Origin of the sequence: Flavobacterium piscis (genome assembly GCF_001686925.1) — a bacterium.
GTDB classification, from domain to species: Bacteria; Bacteroidota; Bacteroidia; order Flavobacteriales; family Flavobacteriaceae; genus Flavobacterium; species Flavobacterium piscis.
The window spans coordinates 148,024-166,771 of sequence record NZ_LVEN01000050.1; the positions used below are offsets into that span (position 1 = coordinate 148,024).

An 18,748-nucleotide genomic window follows, 5' to 3' on the forward strand; every position below is an offset into this window, starting at 1 on the left:
GGTTATTATAAATTAAAGTTTAAATTAAATTTTAAGGTCAGATCCTGACCAGTTTTAATGGTGCCTAACATTGCAGTAGGGGATTTCATTCCAAACTCAGTAAAAGTGATTTTGTTCGTTCCCTGCAAGTTTAGTCCGTCTTTTGTAACAGTTGTTTTTACAGTTGTTTTAAGTAATTTGCTCACTCCTGCAATGGTATACGTTCCAGTTAATTCCCATGTAGTTTCATTTACTTTTTCAGCAGATTTAAGAACATATTTGATGTTTTTATTTTTATCCGTTTTTAAAGTTTCATAAGCTACTTTGTCCATACTTTTTTTCTCACTTTTTACACTTTCTGCTAAAAGGGTTATAGATAAAGATTCTATGTCCGTTAGTTTAGAATTTGCAATGGCCAGGTTTGCAGTTCCTGTTCCTGATGCTGATTTCATTTCCCAATCATGTAAGGTGGATGTTCCTGCAACTGAAAATGTAGATTTACTATCTAGTGTATAACTTTTTTGAGCTGTTGCAATTGTAGTTATTCCTAAAAAGGAGATAACAAATGCTAGTAATTTTATTTTTGTAGTTTTCATAATTATTTGTAGTTTGAAATATTAGATTTCTGAGTTAATTTTATTTTAGTACTAATGCTTTAACTTGTGTCAAATGTAGGGGCATTAAAAAGTTAATTATATGATAAAAGTCATTGTTAAAATTTTATTAAAAATGTATTTAATAACTACAACGTTTTCTTTTTGCTGAAATATCCGTAAAATCAATAATAAATTTTATTAATTTATTATTTATGAGGTTTTTGAGTAATCGTTTTTAAATAGATTAATTTTGGTTATTTTAATTATCACTGTTTTTGATTTTAAGAATTCCTTAGCTTAAAATAATATTGAAGATTACAGTTAAGTCTTTTCCTGTTTTAACAACTCCAAGCGCTGCCTTGGGAGGTGTCATTTCAAAATCACCAAAAGTAATTTGATTAGATCCCTGTAAAGTAAAAGTGCCGCCATCTGCAATTACCTTTACCTGAGTTTTGTATTCTTTGCTGACACCTGCAATGGTGTAAATTCCGGTTAGAGTCCAGGTTGTTTCATCGATTTTTTCTGCAGATCTTAAAACGTATTCGATAGTTTGATTTGTTTCTGTATTTAAGGCTTCGTAAGCCACCTTATCCATACTTGCTTTGCTGCTTTTTAAGCTTTCAGCCATTAAAGTAATAGTCAGACTATTTACTTCGGCGAGTTTAGAATCCTTAACTGTTAGATTGGCAGTACCAGTTCCTTCTGTAGATTTCATTACCCAATCGTGCACAGTAGAAGTTCCGGCAACTTCAAAAGTTGATTTATTTACCGTGTAGTTTTTTTGGGCGTTTGTGTGTAATGACAATGTGGTAAATAACATTGCCAATAAAATTGATTGTAGTGATTGAATTGTTTTCATTCGATGATGCATTGGGTTATCATTCAAGTATGGAATTTTAATTTATTAGTATTTTGCATCTAATAAGTGGTATTATTTCTTAGGTCAAAAGTATTGTCCACACACAGAAAAGGATATGATAAAAATCATTGTAAAAATTGTATTAAAATTATATTTATAGCTAAAACGTTTTCATCTTTCTCTTTAAGAAATAAAAACTTACAAGTAGCCTGTAATTTTCAGTTATTTAAAATGATATTTTTTTGTAATTGAATCATTTTTTAAGATTGTGTGGTACTTTATACCATTAGAAATGAACAAATACTTAAATTTGCACCATGCAAATTGAGAAAAAAGACATACGAGCCTTATCAAAAGATCAGTTACGAGATTTTTTTGTCGCTAATAATGACAAAGCTTTTCGCGGAAATCAGGTCTATGAATGGTTATGGAGTAAAGGAGCACATAGTTTTGAAGATATGACGAACGTTGCTAAAACAACGCGTTCTATGCTCGAGGATAATTTTGTTATCAATCATATTAAGGTTGATACCATGCAGCGCAGCAGCGACGGAACTGTAAAAAATGCAGTTCGTTTGCATGACGGTCTTGTGGTTGAATCTGTTTTGATTCCTACTGATACAAGAACAACAGCTTGTGTTTCAAGTCAGGTGGGTTGTAGTTTAGATTGTAATTTTTGTGCTACCGCACGTTTAAAAAGAATGCGAAATCTGGAAGCCGGAGAAATCTATGATCAGGTTATTGCAATAGATAAAGAAAGTCGTTTGTATCACAATCATCCGCTTTCGAATATTGTTTTTATGGGAATGGGAGAACCTTTGATGAATTATAACAACGTCATTAAAGCTATTGATATGATTACTTCTCCGGAAGGATTAGGAATGTCGCCAAAACGTATTATGGTGTCGACGTCAGGAATTCCAAAAATGATTAAAAAAATGGCTGATGATGATGTAAAATTCAAATTGGCAGTTTCGCTGCATTCGGCTATTGATGAAATTCGTGCTCGAATCATGCCTTTTAGTAAAAACTTCCCGCTGGCAGATTTAAGAGAAGCATTAGAATATTGGTACAGAAAAACAAAAAACAAAATTTCATACGAATATGTAGTCTGGAAAGGAATCAATGATGATAAAGCTTCAATTGATGCTTTGGTGAAGTTTTGTAAATATGTGCCATGTAAAGTAAATCTAATAGAATACAATCCTATTGATGATGGAGAATTCCAGCAAGCATCCGAAGAATCTATTCTAGGTTACATAAAAGCATTAGAAAATATTGGAGTTGTGGTAAAAGTGCGCCGCAGCCGAGGAAAAGATATTGATGCCGCTTGTGGGCAATTAGCTAATAAAGAAGCAGAAATGTAATTCCCTCAGGAAATCTTCAACCTTAAACATTTTCCATAGGAAAATTTCATAACTAAAGCATTAAAAACGAGATCGATTCTTGTTCTTAATGCTTTTTTTGGGCAAAAAGAATGCTGATTTTTTGGGACAATCTTTTTTGAAAATATATTGGTGTTCGATTTTCTTTTAATTTGATGGATTCAAATTGGCAGGTAAATTGATAATGTTTTAGGGGTGTTTTCTTAATTATTCTATAAATTATTGATATACTAACCTAAAAGACACAACGTTTTTTTATTTAAAATAGTATATTTGGGATCGAAATGAATATTACTTCTCAAATAAAACAGCCCATTTTTAACGAGATGGAACTTTTTGAAAAAAAGTTCCATGAATCGATGACTTCAAAAGTGGCTTTACTGAACCGTATTACGTATTATATCGTAAACCGAAAAGGAAAACAAATGCGTCCGATGTTTGTTTTTTTAACCGCAAAGATGGTTTCAGAAGGCACTGTAAACGAAAGAACCTATCGTGGTGCTTCGGTAATCGAACTTATTCATACTGCAACTTTGGTACACGATGATGTGGTAGATGATAGTAATCGCCGTCGCGGATTTTTCTCTATTAATGCTCTTTGGAAAAATAAAATTGCCGTTTTGGTTGGAGATTATTTATTGTCTAAAGGATTATTGCTATCTATAGATAATGGTGATTTTGATTTACTAAGAATCATTTCTGTCGCTGTTCGCGAAATGAGCGAAGGAGAATTACTGCAGATCGAAAAAGCCAGAAGACTTGATATTACAGAAGATGTTTACTACGAAATCATCAGAAAAAAAACCGCAACACTTATTGCCGCTTGTTGTGCTCTTGGTGCAAAATCAGTAATTGAAGATGATAATAAAGTAGAGAGCATGCGTAAGTTTGGCGAACTTATCGGGATGGCTTTTCAAATCAAAGACGATTTATTCGATTATAGCGAAGAAGCCATTGGTAAACCAACCGGAATCGATATTAAAGAACAAAAAATGACTTTGCCTTTAATTCATGTTTTAAATACCTGTATTGCACAGGAAAAAAAATGGCTGATCAACTCCATCAAAAACCATAATAAAGACAAAAAGCGCGTAAAAGAAGTAATTGCTTTTGTGAAAAATAATAATGGTTTGGCTTACGCCGAAAATAAAATGGTGCAATTTCAGCAGGAGGCACTTTCATTACTAGAAAATTTCCCAGATTCTGAGTTCAAAGATGCGCTTACTTTAATGGTAAACTACGTTATCGAGAGAAAAAAATAATTTCATCCTCTATTCTTAATATTTTTATTGTTAAATTGGACATTAATTTAATAATGAAATATGATTATTTTACTCGTAATACTTTCACTAGTTGTTATTTTAGGTGGTTACCTGATAATACTTTACAATAGCTTTGTATCTAAACGCAATATGCTTCAGGAAGCATTAAGCGGGATCGATGTTATTCTAAAAAAACGATTTGATTTAATTCCGAATCTGGTTGAAACCGTTAAAGGATATTTAACCCACGAAAAAGAAACACTTGCCAATATTGTAAGTTTGCGTAATCAAGCCTTAAATGCTGGTAGTGCAGATGAAAAATTGCAATTCGACAAGAAGCTAGGTAATGCTGTGGGAACTATTTTTGCCCTTGCAGAAAATTATCCCGATTTAAAAGCCAATACCAATTTTTTGAGTTTACAGGAAGAATTGAGCGAAATCGAAACCGAAGTAGAACGATCTAAACGATATTATAATGCAACTGTTAGAGATTACAATATTGCTGTAGAATCTTTTCCGGGCAATATTGTGGCGAATTCTTTTGGTTTTCCAAAGAAAAACTTCCTTGAAATAGAAGACGAAAAACAAAGAGAAACACCTAAAGTTCAGTTTTAATTGTATTATACTATGCTCCTAAGAAAAATATACTTTGTTCTGTTTTCTATTGTTTTCTTTCAGGCTCACGCACAGGAAAGAATTTTAAATTTTGATGTTAAAATTAAGATAGAAAAGTCCGGTAATATCAATGTAGTCGAAAACATTACCATAAATGCCGAAGGTAACGATTTTAGGCACGGGCTTTTAAGGGTTTTGCCATTAAGCAGACGAGATAAAGATGGCCATCAAATTGATGTGAAATACACTATAAACTCCATAAAAAAAGATGGTGTCACAGAAAATTATTTTACAAAAGAAGAATCCGGTGACTGGAAAATCTATATAGGTAATAAAGACATCGATCTGGAAAGAGGAATTTACGACTATCAAATTAGTTATACCGTTCCTTTTCAGGTAGGCTATTTTGATAAATACGATGAGTTGTATTGGAATGTAACCGGAAATGGCTGGAATTTGCCAATAGATAAAGCAACATGCGAAATTTCTCTTCCGTCAGAAAATAATGCATTCGAAAATTTACATTGTTATACAGGTAGGGCAGGATCTAAAGCGTCAGATTGTATAAGTTCCCTAAATACGAATCGCACTGTTGCCAGTTTTGCTGCAATACAGCTTAATAATTATGAAGGCTTAACGGTTGCTGCATCATTTCCTAAGGGAATTGTTGATCCTCCTACTTTTTTGCAGGAAGCAAGTTCATTTTATAAGCAGATAAAAACAAATTTGTGGTCTGTTATTTACGGAATAGGCATGTCGCTTTTCTTCTTTTTTAGTTGGAAGAAATACGGTAAAGACCCCGTTAAAAAAACATTGATGCCTGAATTTATGCCGCCTTTCGATTGGTCTCCTGCGATTATAGGTTATGTGTACGACAGAAAAATTACGCGTAAAGCGTATATGTCATCTGTTATAAATGCTTGTGTAAAAGGCGCCATTAGAATTTTGTCTACGGTAGAAAATGGAGTTTTTAAAAACAAACAAACCTATGAGATCGAGGTTTTAAATAATTTATCACAAAAATTAAGTGCAGAAGAATCAGATATAGTAAGCGGTTTTACAAAAAAAGATAAAATAAAAGTATCCGATTCTAACTATAAGATTTTTGAAAAAGCATATTCTAAATGGCTTAAAACGGTAACAAAACAAATAAAACTGGAAGAGTTTTACCAAAACAATACTCAAAAAAAATGGCTTGGTTTTGCTGTTTTTTTAATTGCAGGACTTGCTTACCAGTTGCTATCTAATAATAAAGGATATATTAATTATGCTTTTTATTTAGGACTAATCGTTGCGGTTTCAGGGCTGACTTATTGGTTTACAAAAAAAGAGATTGGTGTTGGAATGCTTGTTTTAAGAGGTATTCTCGCTTTCTTTATTTTACCAGCAGCGCTTTTCATATTTTTCGTTTCTATTGCTTTTTTAAGCACGATACAAATCGTTGTTATTGGCGTTGTTTTCTTAATGTATATTTTTTACGCAAGAACTTTAGGAAAGTATACACAAAAAGGTGCTGATGCATTGCATAGATTAGAAGGTTTTAAACACTATATGCAAACGGCAGAGAAAGATAGAATGAATATGTTGAATCCTCCTGAGTTGACTCCGCAATTGTTCGAAAAATTATTTCCGTATGCTATTGCATTGGGAGTCGAAATAGAGTGGGGGAAGCAATTCGCAGAAATTTTAGAATTAGCCAAATATGATCCTGCTTGGTATCAGGGCGAAGATACGTTTTACATGCAGCCCGCAATGTTCCTGTCCAGTTTTGGAAATTCTGTGAGCAGTGCAGCAGTTGATCCTAGTCCTCCTTCATCATCATCAGGTTCTTCATCGAGTTCCAGCGGAAGTAGCGGAAGCTGGAGCAGCGGAAGTTCAGGTGGCGGAAGCTCCGGAGGCGGCGGAGGCGGCGGTGGAGGTGGCGGTTGGTAAAATTTTAGCAACCAGCGGCTATTTAAAATATTGTATTAAGGAAACCTTGTATTATTTATAATAGTACAAGGTTTTTTTATTTTCGATTGGGTTTGATTTAGATTATCTTGCCTGAGTGAAGAAAATAATGAGATAATTAGAAAATTAGTCAATTAGATAATTGATTGTAATGTTTTAAAAATCAGTTTATTGTTTTTGTTGTTTGGAATTTGGAAATTTTTTTATTGATTTTTTTTCCCTTTGATGCAACCATTTTAAAACTTAACTCGTCTATGCTAATAGAAGATCATTACTAAACCAAAAAACCAAAAGCTTATAAATGAAAATTATTCATTTACATCAGGAAGAAACCGAAATTATAAAGTTGGCTGTCGCAAATAATCGACAAGCGCAACAGCAAATTTATAGTCGGTTTTCTTCAAAAATGTTAAGTGTTTGCCGGCAGTACATAAAAGACATTCAACTGGCAGAAGATGTAATGATAACGGCTTTTATGAAAGTGTTTGCCAACTTAAACAAATTTGAAAATAAAGGAAGTTTTGAAGGTTGGATTCGCCGAATCATGGTGAACGAATGTATATCGTATTTAAGAGTTCAGAAAAAAGTAAAATTTGTTGAAGATGAGATTTACGTCGAAGAAAGTTTTAATGCAACCGATAGTCAGTTTTCAATAGACCAGATTCAGTTTTTAATAGATGCTTTACCAGACGGATATAAAATGATTTTTAATTTATACGCCATCGAAGGATACAAACATAATGAAATTGCAAAGATGTTAGGGATTAATGAGGGAACATCAAAATCGCAATTATCGCACGCCAGAAAGATGCTGCAAACACAAATTACTATTTTAAAAAAACAAGATAATGGAACCGAATAATTTTGAAAAGGATTTCCGTGAAAAACTAAACCAACGTAAAATTGAACCAAGCGATAAAGCCTGGGATCGATTAGATGCGATGCTTAGTGTTGCTGAAGAAAAGAAACAACCCACAGTTGGACTTCGTTCACTGCAAACTTCTAAAAAAAGGTGGTGGTACATCGCAGCCAGTATTGTTGGTTTTTTATTAGTGGGAACATTCTTTTTTAATCCGGAAAAAAGTGTCCTTAAAACACCAGAAAAAACAGTGGTTGTCAAAGAGAATTTACAGAAGGATTCTGTTGTAAAACCAGCTTTAAACGTAATAAGTCCCGTAAAGACAGAAGTTGCAGTTTCAGAAAAAACAGCAAATCAGAATTTAATAAAAGAACAAAAAAGTCGTAATGTAGAACCAATTAAAACCCTCAAAAACAAATCAAATCAAGTAGCGGAGTCTTCAATCATCATCAAAAACAATCAAGAAAAACAATCTGTAAATAATCAATCTTTAGCTGTTGAAACTTCTAAAAAAGAAACAGTAGATCAATTATTGCAATCGGCCGAAAAAACTATTGTTGCAGAGAATTCGGTAAAACCAAAATCAAAAGTAAAAATCAATGCTAATGATTTACTCCATCAGGTCGATGGCGAATTAGAGCTTTCGTTTAGAGAGAAAATGATTACAAAAGTCAATAAAAACTACCAAACGGTAAAAGTGGCTTTGGCGAATCGAAATCAACAAGAATAAAAGGATGCAGAATATAGAATAAAGATTACAGAATAAAGAATACAGAGTATAGATTTTTAGTTCCGGAGGAACGATCCATATTGTAGCGTCGGGTTTTAACCCGATGGAGATGGAATACAGAATACAGAGTATAGATTTTTAGTTCCGGAGTAACGATCCATATTATAGCGTCGTCCCTAGGCTTCGGGATTAACCCGATGGAGATAGAATATGTAATTCACAATTAATAATTAAATAATCATCAATCACAATCAATTTTAAAAATCAATCAATCATGAAAAATTTTACACTTTACCTCGTTGTCCTTATATTCTTATTTGTTAGTAAGGTTCTGGGGCAGGAAACATTTGAGTCGAAAGCAAAAAAAATTGCGAATAAAATCGAGAAGATTACCAAAGAAGAAAAAGCAGCTTTGAAAGAAGAGGTAGAAGTTGTAAATGTGCAACTGTCTGAAGGGAAAATTACCCTGGAACAAGCAGACAAACGTAAAAAAGAATTAGCAGAAGCAAGAGCTACAATTATTGAGGAAAAAGTAACAGAGGCCCAAAATGAACTTAATGATTTGGTTCAGCAAAAAGTTGACGGAAAAATCAAAGAAGATTCATTAACTAAAAAATACAGCATTGTATTTCATGTAAGAGACAAGGATCGTGATAAAGATTCAATTCATGGAGAAAAAAGAACCACTTCGCAGTTTGTATTTGCAATGGGTTTAAATAATATGATGGTCGATGGTAAGCTTCAGGATTCTAATTATAGTTTTGGAGGTTCACATTTCTACGAATGGGGTTTTACGTATAACAGCAGATTAATGAAAAACGATAATTTATTACATGCCAAATACGGACTTTCATTGATGTACAATAATATTCGTCCAACAGATAACAGGAGTTTTGTAGTAAATGGAGATCAGACTGAATTGCAAACCAATGCTATAAATCTTGATGAATCACGTTTTAGAAATGTTTACATCGTGTTGCCGCTGCATTTAGAATTTGATTTCTCAAAGCCTGAGGTAAGTAATGGAAAAACATATTTTAGAACCCACAAAAGTTTCCGTTTTGGGATTGGAGGTTATGCTGGAATAAATGTAAAATCGAAACAAATTCTAAAATTTGATCAGGATGATTTAGATTATAAAACAACAATAAGAGGAGATTATAATGTAAATAATTTTATTTACGGACTGAGTTCTTATATCGGCTATAAAGAATTTAGTTTGTATGCAAAATATGATTTAAATCCGTTGTTTCAGGATAATTTAATCAAAGAAAATAATATTTCACTGGGTATCAGAGTGGATTTAAATTAAGAATGCAGTTTAATTAGTTAGTAGAAAAAGCACTTCATAAGAGGTGCTTTTTTTATGTTAAATCGCCAAATTTCAAGATTCATTTGTGTACTTTTACAGACTTCAAATTTTTAAAAATATTTTACGTTTTGATTTCACAAGCTACTATTGATTCTGTTTTTGAAACTGCTCGTGTAGAGGAGGTTATTGGTGATTATGTTAATTTAAAACGTGCAGGGAGTAACTATAAAGGATTGAGTCCTTTCTCAGATGAGCGCTCTCCGTCGTTCATGGTTTCGCCTGCAAAAGGAATCTGGAAAGATTTTAGTACTGGAAAAGGAGGGAATTCTGTCAAGTTTTTGATGGAACATTCACAATTTACCTATCCGGAAGCCATTCGATATTTGGCCAGAAAATATAATATCGAAATTGAAGAAACAGAACAAACAGATGCAGAAAAAGCGATGACCGATGTTCGCGAAAGTATGTATTTGGTTTCAGAATTTGCAAAAGATTATTTTAATAAAACGCTTTTAAATTCAGAAGAAGGAAAAGCAATTGGACTCTCTTATTTTAAAGAAAGAGGTTTTACCAATGAAACAATCAAAAAGTTTAGTTTAGGATATTCACCCGAAACCTGGGATGCTTTGACCAAGGAAGCATTGGGTAAAGGATATAAATTGGAGTTTCTGGAAAGCACCGGTTTAACCATTGCGAGAGAAGATCGACCTTTTGATCGTTTTAAAGGTCGTGTTATGTTTCCTATAGAAAGTATGTCCGGCCGTGTATTAGGTTTTGGCGGACGTATTTTAACCAATGATAAAAAAGCAGCGAAGTACCTGAACTCGCCCGAAAGTGATATTTACCATAAAAGTAAAGTGCTTTATGGTATTTTCCAGGCCAAACAATCCATCGCCAAACAAAACAATTGTTATCTAGTTGAAGGTTATACAGATGTGATTCAATTTCATCAGGCAGGGATCGAGAATGTTGTGGCTTCGTCAGGAACCGCTTTAACGCCGGATCAGATTCGTTTGATCAATAGATTAACAAGAAATATTACAGTGCTGTTTGACGGAGATGCTGCAGGATTACGTGCTTCTGTTCGAGGAATCGATTTGATTCTGGAAGAAGGAATGAATGTAAGGGTTTGTGCTTTTCCTGACGGAGAAGATCCTGATAGTTTTGCACGAAAAACTTCACATGATGAGCTTGTTGCCTATTTAGAAGAAAACAGTAAAGATTTTATACAATTTAAAGCCTCCCTCTTAATGAAAGAGGCTAAAAACGATCCTATCAAAAAAGCCGATTTGATTCGCGATATGGTCGTGAGTATTTCGAAAATTCCGGATCGTATCCAGCGTGAAATTTATACGCAGGAATGTGCCAGAATCATGGATATTTCTGAGCAGGTATTAGTGAGTACTTTAGCTCAGTTAATTCAAAAAGATCTTACAGAGGCTAGTAAAAAACAAAAGCAGGAACAAAAACCTTTTGAAGTTTTTAGAAACCAAACTCCAAAACAAGGCAGTTTTTCAGGAGGAGATCCTGAGGATCCAAGAAATGGGCCTCCGGAGGATTATTATCCGGGAGAGCCTGGATATCCGGTAGGAGAACCTACAGAGAAAGTAGATATTCTGTATCGTTTAGAACGAAAAGTAATTGAGATTTTATTGCTTTACGGAGATAAGACTGAAGAGTTCGAAGATGTACTTTTAAAAAATAACGACGAAGGCGAAGTAGTAATGGTCTCTGAAATGAGAGCTTACAAAGTATACCAGCGTATTTATTTGAGTTTGCAGGAAGATGAGGTAGAACTGTCTAATAATTTATTCCGTGATATTTTTACAGACTTAATTGGGTTTTATAACCAACACGAAAAATTTAGTCTCGAGCAGTATTTAATGCGTTTACAGCCAGATTTTGCTCAGGAAGTTACTGATATTTTGATGGAAGATGAGCGACTAACGCTTCACGACTGGGAAGGGCAGAATATTTTTTCGAAAATGAAACACGAAACGATTGCGCAATACGTTACTGAAACGATTATGTCTATGCGCTGGTTTTTGGTAGATAAAATTATCGAAGAATTAAAAAGCTCTATACAACCTGATAATTCAGATAATACAGAGCTTTTGTCTATGGTTGTCGATTACTCAAAACTAGTTAATTCGTTCTCAAAAAAACTCGGACGAGTAATGTCGAGATACCATTAAATAATTTCTAAAGTCTTCGCTTTGTTAACTAAGTCAACTAAATTAGTAACATTCAATTTAGTCAATAATCTTAATTTGTAAGTACTGATCGTTTTTTCGTTCAGATTTAAGATTTTAGAGATTTCATTATTTTTTTTACCATCACTTAAGTAACGTAAAACTTCAATCTCGCGATTAGAAAGTTTTCTGTACAAACGTTCGCTTTTGCTTTGTTTAGCAATTAAGGCCATGTTTTTACGAACGGTTTCATTGATGATAATTTTTCCTTCGTGTACTTTAATGATAGAAAGACCTAATGTTTCAAGTTTTTCTGTTTTGTGTACATACCCGGAAACTCCTGCTTTAATTGCATTTGGAGCATACATTTGCTCGGCGAGGTCACTAAAAATTACAATTTTTGTTTTTGGAAAATTTTTCAAAATCGACTTCACTTCGAAGATACTCGATAGGCCTTCAAGCTCTAAGTCGAGAATTAGGATGTCAATTTCCTTCGTTTGAAGGATATCTCTAACCATTGAAAAATTGCCTACGTTGGCAACAATTGAAATTTGATCGTGGTCTTTAAAATAAGACTTAACGCCAAAGTGAGTCACAGGATGATTGTCTGCAAGACATACTTTAATCATAATTTTTACCTTTTTTAGAATTGTTCATGTTTTTGGAACTGTAAAATTAATAAATAAATTCTGTAATTAATTGCAGACAAATGTTAAAATGTTTTATTTTAACGTTTTTGGTATGATACAAACCGGAATTGCATCCATTTTATGCTTGTTGCTGGTGTTTAAACGTTTATAAATTTCAAAGACAGATTTTTCTCTCCCTGTGAAGTCAGCTGGCGTTTTTCCTGACTCCGCGGCTAACATGGCCCATTCAAGTTCGTCGTAACTGGCGCCTAATTGATCTTCGTCAGTACGATTGTCACCAAATAATCCATCTGTAGGTGCAGCGGTTAAAATTGAGTCAGGAATCGCTAAAAACTCTCCAAGAGCATAAACATCCGACTTCATTAAGTCAGCTATCGGACTTAAATCGACTCCGCCGTCGCCGTATTTAGTATAAAATCCTACACCAAAATCTTCTACTTTATTTCCAGTACCTGCAACCAAAAGCCCATGAATTCCGGCTAAATAATATAAAGAGGTCATTCTCAGACGTGCACGAGTGTTCGCTAATGATAAATTAACTTTTGTTGAATCTTTTGTTGTGGGCACAGCAGTCTTAAAAGCTTCAAAAGTATCCGTTAAGTCAGTTTTTACATCCAAAACGTTAGGAAAACGTTTTTTTAATTGTTCGATATGTTCTCTTCCTCTTAAAACTTGATTTGGCGCTTGATGAATCGGCATTTCAACACATAAAACCTGTAAGCCCGTCTGAGCGCATAAGGTCGAAGTTACCGCAGAGTCAACTCCGCCTGAAATTCCAATTACAAAACCGTTTGCTTTTGCATTGTTAGCATAATTTTTTAGCCACTCTACAATGTGGATATTTACTTTTTCTGTTTGAATGGTACTTTTTTTAGCCATAATAGTTCAAGTTTTAAAATGCAGGGATGTATATTTGCAGAATTATTTTTTAAGTATGCATTTACTTAAAATCCAGCAACACAAATCTAATTAAAATAAAATGAAAATTTATCGCTTTGTAGTGGTTCTGTGCTTGTTTTTTTTGTCATGTGAACAAAAAACCAAAGTAGAAAAGGCAGTCGAAGAAATCCCGGTTGATATAAAAGTAGAACGTTTTGATAAGGTATTTTTTGAAACTAAACCCGAAGATTTAGAGAAAGTAAAAAAACAATATCCTTTCTTCTTTCCTGCAGGTAATGATGATGCTATCTGGCTAAAAAAAATGCAGGATCCTTTATGGAGAGAAGTATATACTGAAGTGCAAAAAAAATACGCCAATTTTGAAACTGTTCGTCAGGAGTTTAATAAGTTGTTTCAGCACGTAAAATATTATTTTCCAAAAACTAAAATTCCTAAAGTAATTACTGTAATTGGAGAAATGGATTATAATGCTAAAGCGATTTATGCCGATAGCCTTGTGATTGTTGCTTTAGAACTGTATTTGGGAAAAGAACACAAGTTCTATGAATTTCCAAACTATCTAAAACAAAATTTTGAGGAAAAACAAATTATGCCGGATGTGGTTTCTAGTTTTGCTTTTAGAAACATTCCTGCCTTTCCGGATAAAAATTTAGTTTCGCAAATGATTTTCGAAGGAAAGCAATTGTATGCAAAAGATTTGCTTTTACCTGAATATACAGATGCTGAAAAAATTGGTTATACGCCGGAACAAATAAAATGGAGCCAGGAAAATGAAGCTTATATGTGGCGCTTTTTTATCGAAAGCGAACTGTTATACAGCGAAGATCCTAAATTAAACACCCGATTTATTGCACCTGCTCCGTTTTCTAAATTTTATTTAGAAATCGATAATGATTCTCCCGGACGAATTGGTGCTTGGCTCGGATGGCAAATGGTACGTTCTTATATGAAGAATAATACTAATGTTACCTTGTCGGAATTATTAAAAACAAACGCAAAAGAAATTTTTGAACAGTCAAAATATAAACCTAAGAAATAATGTCAGATACAATAAACTCAGAAATTAAATTCAATATAGAATTAGATGAAAACCGCGTGCCGGAAAAACTAACCTGGAGCGCTCAGGATGGTGGTGTGCAGGCAGAAGAAGCAAAAGCTATTATGTTGTCTATTTGGGACAGTAAAGCCAAAGAAACGATGCGTATTGATCTTTGGACAAAAGATATGCCGGTAGATGAAATGAAAATTTTCTTTCACCAAACATTAGTTGCGATGTCAGATACTTTTAAGCGTGCTACAGACGACGAGAAAATGTCAGATACGATGAAAGATTTCTGTGATTATTTTGCGGAAAAACTGGAACTTGCGAAATAAAGAAATTCCAATACAGAAAGGAAATTCCAAAAATAGAATCCCAAATTCCAACCTTACAATTGGAATTTGGGATTTTTTATTTTTTGGAATTTATTTTACTTAACAGATCTTTTGTCTAAATCTTTAAATATTCGTTTTAAAGCTCCTTCTATTAATTGATTTGCATTTTTGTAAAGCATAATATTGTCTTTAAGTTTACTGGAGGTTTGACTATTATGGTCAGATGGAGTGTTTACTTTTGAAGTAGTGCCAATTACATTTTGAGAGTAAATAATCTGCTGTAAATTTAAATCGTAAATCTCTACAATTACAGAGGCTTCGTTTCTTCCTGCGTCGTTAGCTTGCTGATAAAGTTCGAGAGAAGAAAAGTCGTTTTTGTTTTTTTGGGTAGAAATATTAATGAAAAAATCAAAACCAGTTCCGTCTTTGAGCTCCTTCAGTTTTGTTTTACCCGGATTTAAGTTAATTTTTCGGGCAACCAGTAATCCATTAACATCATGAATATATGATAATCGATCTCCTGTATGTTTTTTAAAATATTTTAAGCACTCTTCGGTTAGTTTGTCTTTAGAGCCGTTGGGGCAATCCAATTCGTTTAAGAGCCATTTCCCTGATGTAAAATCAACTCCGGTTCGCTGTCCTGTAGCAAATGTATAGGATGCTGTGGTGCAAGATGAAAAAGAAATTGAGATAAAAAAGAAAACGAGGAGTGTGGTATTCTTCATATATTACAAATTGATTCGTTTCAAATGTAAATATAAAATACGTTGTGTTTTAATTTGTTGTAAAATATCTTTGAAGATTTTAACTACAAATAAAAAAATCCCAAATTCCAATTGTAAAACTTGGGATTTGGGATTTTTTTTTAATTTCCTTCCCGTTTTGGAATTTTAAATTTGGAATTTATTTTTTAAAACTGTGAGTTGTTTTTAAATACTTCCTGATTTACCTCATCAATATAACTTAAAACGTCCTCTTTTCCTGTTTGTTCTGTTGCCGAAGTCACAAAATAATGTGGCATCTCTTCCCAGTTATTGGCAAACATTTGTTTTTTGTATGCTGCAATGTGCGAATCGATTTTTACTTTACTAATTTTATCAGCTTTGGTAAAAATAATGCAAAACGGAATCTCACTTTCGCCCATATATGACATAAATTCAATGTCGATTGCTTGTGCTTCATGGCGAATATCAATCAAAACAAAAGCACAAACTAATTGCTCTCTGGTTTCAAAATAATCTGTAATGAATTGTTGGAAAACCGATTTTGTCTTTTTTGATACTTTAGCATAACCATAACCAGGTAAATCGACAAGGAACCAATTATTGTTAATCTTAAAGTGATTAATCAATTGGGTTTTTCCCGGCCTTCCTGAAGTTTTAGCTAAATTTTTATGATTGGTAAGCATATTGATCAACGAAGATTTCCCTACGTTTGATCTTCCGATAAAAGCATATTCCGGCAAAAAATCCTGGGGACATTTTGCAACTTCAGAATTACTGATAATAAATTCGGCGGTATTAATTTTCATGTTTTTTGTGTTTAAGACCTCCTTAAAGTCGAAAGTTAGGTGCTACAAATTCGTTTTAACGAGCCATTCTTCAAGAATTGTATTGAATTCCTGAGGATGTTCCATCATAGCAGCGTGTCCACATTTGTCTATCCAATACAAAGTTGAATTAGGCAATAATTTGTCAAATTCTTCAGCCACATTTGGCGGAGTTACAGCGTCATTTTTACCCCAAATAATACAGGTTTCCACTGTCATTTTTGGTAAATCTTTGGCCATATTATGACGAATTGCACTTTTGGCAATCGTTAGGGTTTTGATCAGTTTGATACGATCATTAACCGTTGCATAAACTTCATCTATAAGTTCCGGAGTTGCAATTTTAGGATCGTAAAATACATCTTCAGCTTTCTTTTTGATGTATTCATAATCGCCTCTTTTTGGATAACTATCTCCCATTGCGCTTTCGTAAAGACCAGAGCTTCCGGTAATTACAAGTCCTGCAACTTTTTCAGGATATAGTTTTGTGTGATAAAGTGCGATGTGACCTCCTAGTGAATTGCCTAGTAAAATTACCTTATCATAACCTTTAAAAGTGATAAAGTCTTTAACGTATTTAGCAAAGCTTTTTACGTTCGTTTTTAAAATACTCTGAGTATATATTGGCAAATCCGGGATAACAACTTTGTATCCTTTCGTTGGGAAATATTCTGCTACAGCATCAAAGTTACTAAGGCCTCCCATTAAGCCATGTAAAATAACGATAGGAGTTCCTTCTCCAGCTTCATAATAGCTGTATTTGCCTTCTTTTTTGTAGTGTTTGTCCATTTAATTTAATGCCAATTTCAATTGGGACAAATATAGGGTTTAATAAATAAAAATGAATTTTTGCCACCCTTTTTTAACTAGATAATTTTAGTAGAACTTGTAAGTCGTTAAAAATCAGCTTTTATAGGTGGTTTTGATGTATTTCTTAAATGTTAAGAAAACTGCATAATAACTAATTTTTTAAGAAATATTATGCATTATTTTTTTGATGTCGAAGTGTTATTGACTTTTCGTTAATTATAAGTTAAAGTATTGATTGTCTATAAATTAAGGATAGTGGTAAGAAAGTGGTTAAACTTATTAACAAAGTGGTATATTGTGGTAAAATGTGGTAATATTTTTTATATTTTTGCTGTATAACATATTAATGTAATATTCTTGAATACAATTGTTGGAACATATGAGTGTAAAGTCGATGCTAAGGGGAGGCTAATGATGCCTGCGCCCTTAAAAAAGCAATTGGCTTCATCTCTTCAGGACGGATTCGTTTTGAAGCGCTCTGTTTTTCAGCCGTGTTTAGAATTGTATCCAATGGATGAATGGAACTTGATGATGCAAAAAATCAACAAGCTGAATCGTTTCGTAAAAAAGAACAATGATTTCATTCGAAGATTTACTGCCGGTGTTAAGATGGTAGAGATTGATGCATTGGGAAGGTTATTGGTTCCAAAGGATTTGGTAGCTTTTTCAAGTATTTCTAAAGATGTGGTTTTTTCATCTGCGGTTAATATTGTGGAGATTTGGGATAAAGATTTATATGAAAAATCAATAAGCGGCGAAGATATGGATTTTGCCGATCTAGCCGAAGAAGTAATGGGAAATATTAATGACGACGACAATGGAATATCATAATCCGGTTTTGCTTCACCCTACAGTTGATGGTTTAAATATTAAACCAGATGGCATATATGTAGATGTTACGTTTGGTGGCGGTGGTCATTCAAAAGAAATTTTGAGACGATTAGGGCCAAACGGAAAATTATTTGCTTTTGATCAGGATGAAGATGCTCTTGCAAATGCGTTGCCGGATGAACGGTTTACCTTAATAAATGAGAACTTTAGATTTATAAAAAGATTTCTGCGTTTTCACGGTGTTAAAAGTGTAGATGGGATTTTGGCTGATTTAGGTGTTTCATCGCATCAGTTTGATGTTCCCGAAAGAGGATTCTCGACAAGATTTGATGCCGAACTCGATATGCGGATGAGTCAAAAAAATGATTTAAGTGCTTATCGTGTGGTTAACGAATATGAAGAACAGGATTTACGTCGTGTTTTTTTTGATTATGGGGAGTTGAAGAACGCACCGCTTTTGGCAAGAACAATTGTAGAAGCAAGAGAGCATTACCCAATTAAAACAACAGACGAACTGAAAGATGTTTTAGCGAAATTTTTACCTGAAAGAGTAAAAAATAAAATACTGGCTCAGATTTATCAGGCGATTCGAATTGAGGTAAATCAGGAAATGGATGTTTTAAAAGAATTTATTGAGCAGTCTCTTGAAATTCTTAATCCGGGCGGAAGATTCTCAGTAATCTCTTATCATTCTCTCGAAGACAGACTGGTAAAAAGATTTATAAAAAACGGAATGTTTGAAGGGGAACCGGAACGCGATTTTTTTGGAAACTTTTCTGTTCCGTATAAAACAATAGGAAAATTAATTGTTCCTGATGATGCTGAAATCAAAATCAACAATAGAGCAAGAAGTGCAAAATTAAGAATTGCCGAGAAGATATAATATATATAGGTA

Annotated in this window: 19 protein-coding genes; 12 read left to right on the plus strand and 7 right to left on the minus strand. The window is 33.5% G+C overall.

The genetic code is table 11. From position 1 onward, the window contains the following. Positions 1–5 precede the first annotated feature (5 nt). Entirely contained in the window at positions 6–575 is a 570-nt protein-coding gene (locus FLP_RS24665) for a YceI family protein (protein ID WP_065452147.1), read from the minus strand. A 292-nt stretch (positions 576–867) separates the two neighbouring features. After that, a complete protein-coding gene (locus tag FLP_RS24670) occupies positions 868–1,434 on the minus strand; it encodes a YceI family protein (protein ID WP_065452148.1) in 567 nt (188 codons plus the stop codon). 317 nt (positions 1,435–1,751) lie between these two features. On the opposite strand from FLP_RS24670, the gene rlmN reads away from it, so the two are divergent. The 8 genes from rlmN (at position 1,752) to dnaG (ending at position 11,742) form a co-directional block, all read left to right on the plus strand. After that, a complete protein-coding gene (gene rlmN / locus FLP_RS24675) occupies positions 1,752–2,801 on the plus strand; it encodes a dual-specificity RNA methyltransferase RlmN (RefSeq protein WP_065452149.1) in 1,050 nt (349 codons plus the stop codon). A 302-nt stretch (positions 2,802–3,103) separates the two neighbouring features. Continuing rightward, positions 3,104–4,081 carry a polyprenyl synthetase family protein gene (locus FLP_RS24680; RefSeq protein WP_065452150.1) on the plus strand — a complete coding sequence of 326 codons (978 nt, stop codon included), beginning with the start codon at positions 3,104–3,106 and terminating at the stop codon, positions 4,079–4,081. Between the two features lie 60 nt (positions 4,082–4,141). Further along, complete coding sequence (locus FLP_RS24685) at positions 4,142–4,696, plus strand: LemA family protein (protein ID WP_065452151.1); 555 nt, start codon at positions 4,142–4,144, stop codon at positions 4,694–4,696. Positions 4,697–4,708: 12 nt separating this feature from the next. After that, positions 4,709–6,628, plus strand: coding sequence for a DUF2207 domain-containing protein (locus tag FLP_RS24690; RefSeq protein WP_065452152.1), 1,920 nt, complete (start codon positions 4,709–4,711; stop codon positions 6,626–6,628). 319 nt (positions 6,629–6,947) lie between these two features. After that, positions 6,948–7,508: an RNA polymerase sigma factor gene (locus FLP_RS24695; RefSeq protein WP_065452153.1), complete on the plus strand. Its 561-nt coding sequence runs from the start codon at positions 6,948–6,950 to the stop codon at positions 7,506–7,508. Continuing rightward, positions 7,495–8,235, plus strand: coding sequence for a hypothetical protein (locus FLP_RS24700; RefSeq protein ID WP_065452154.1), 741 nt, complete (start codon positions 7,495–7,497; stop codon positions 8,233–8,235). Before FLP_RS24695 ends, FLP_RS24700 begins: the two co-directional genes overlap by 14 nt. A gap of 274 nt (positions 8,236–8,509) precedes the next feature. After that, the gene (locus FLP_RS24705) at positions 8,510–9,547 is read left to right on the plus strand and encodes a F0F1 ATP synthase subunit B family protein (protein WP_065452155.1); all 1,038 of its coding nucleotides are present in this window, start codon (positions 8,510–8,512) and stop codon (positions 9,545–9,547) included. Positions 9,548–9,675: 128 nt separating this feature from the next. Further along, positions 9,676–11,742 carry a DNA primase gene (dnaG, locus tag FLP_RS24710; protein ID WP_065452219.1) on the plus strand — a complete coding sequence of 689 codons (2,067 nt, stop codon included), beginning with the start codon at positions 9,676–9,678 and terminating at the stop codon, positions 11,740–11,742. Here the strand turns inward: dnaG and FLP_RS24715 are convergent. Both FLP_RS24715 and nadE read right to left on the minus strand, forming a co-directional pair. Beyond that, positions 11,739–12,368 carry a response regulator transcription factor gene (locus tag FLP_RS24715; protein ID WP_026730588.1) on the minus strand — a complete coding sequence of 210 codons (630 nt, stop codon included), beginning with the start codon at positions 12,366–12,368 and terminating at the stop codon, positions 11,739–11,741. The genes dnaG and FLP_RS24715 overlap by 4 nt on opposite strands. A 93-nt stretch (positions 12,369–12,461) precedes the next feature. Then, positions 12,462–13,268, minus strand: a complete 807-nt coding sequence (nadE, locus tag FLP_RS24720) for an NAD(+) synthase (protein WP_065452156.1) — start codon at positions 13,266–13,268, stop codon at positions 12,462–12,464. 100 nt (positions 13,269–13,368) lie between these two features. Between nadE and gldB the strand changes: the two genes are divergently transcribed. Further along, on the plus strand, positions 13,369–14,328 hold the full coding sequence (gene gldB / locus FLP_RS24725; RefSeq protein WP_065452157.1) for a gliding motility lipoprotein GldB: 960 nt from the start codon (positions 13,369–13,371) through the stop codon (positions 14,326–14,328). Further along, positions 14,328–14,663, plus strand: a complete 336-nt coding sequence (gene gldC, locus FLP_RS24730) for a gliding motility protein GldC (RefSeq protein WP_065452158.1) — start codon at positions 14,328–14,330, stop codon at positions 14,661–14,663. The genes gldB and gldC overlap by 1 nt, the downstream gene beginning before the upstream one ends. A 95-nt stretch (positions 14,664–14,758) precedes the next feature. Here gldC and FLP_RS24735 read toward each other — a convergent pair whose 3' ends face one another. From FLP_RS24735 to FLP_RS24745, 3 genes are all read right to left on the minus strand, one after another. Next, entirely contained in the window at positions 14,759–15,388 is a 630-nt protein-coding gene (locus FLP_RS24735) for a hypothetical protein (protein ID WP_065452159.1), read from the minus strand. Between the two features lie 185 nt (positions 15,389–15,573). Next, a complete protein-coding gene (gene yihA, locus FLP_RS24740; protein WP_065452160.1) occupies positions 15,574–16,194 on the minus strand; it encodes a ribosome biogenesis GTP-binding protein YihA/YsxC in 621 nt (206 codons plus the stop codon). Between the two features lie 42 nt (positions 16,195–16,236). Further along, positions 16,237–17,001 (minus strand): alpha/beta fold hydrolase, encoded by a 765-nt coding sequence (locus FLP_RS24745; protein WP_065452161.1) that lies wholly within the window; start codon positions 16,999–17,001, stop codon positions 16,237–16,239. 378 nt (positions 17,002–17,379) lie between these two features. On the opposite strand from FLP_RS24745, the gene mraZ reads away from it, so the two are divergent. Further along, positions 17,380–17,853, plus strand: coding sequence for a division/cell wall cluster transcriptional repressor MraZ (gene mraZ, locus FLP_RS24750; protein ID WP_065452162.1), 474 nt, complete (start codon positions 17,380–17,382; stop codon positions 17,851–17,853). Further along, on the plus strand, positions 17,828–18,736 hold the full coding sequence (gene rsmH / locus FLP_RS24755; RefSeq protein WP_174548801.1) for a 16S rRNA (cytosine(1402)-N(4))-methyltransferase RsmH: 909 nt from the start codon (positions 17,828–17,830) through the stop codon (positions 18,734–18,736). Before mraZ ends, rsmH begins: the two co-directional genes overlap by 26 nt. The last annotated feature ends 12 nt before the right edge of the window (positions 18,737–18,748 follow it).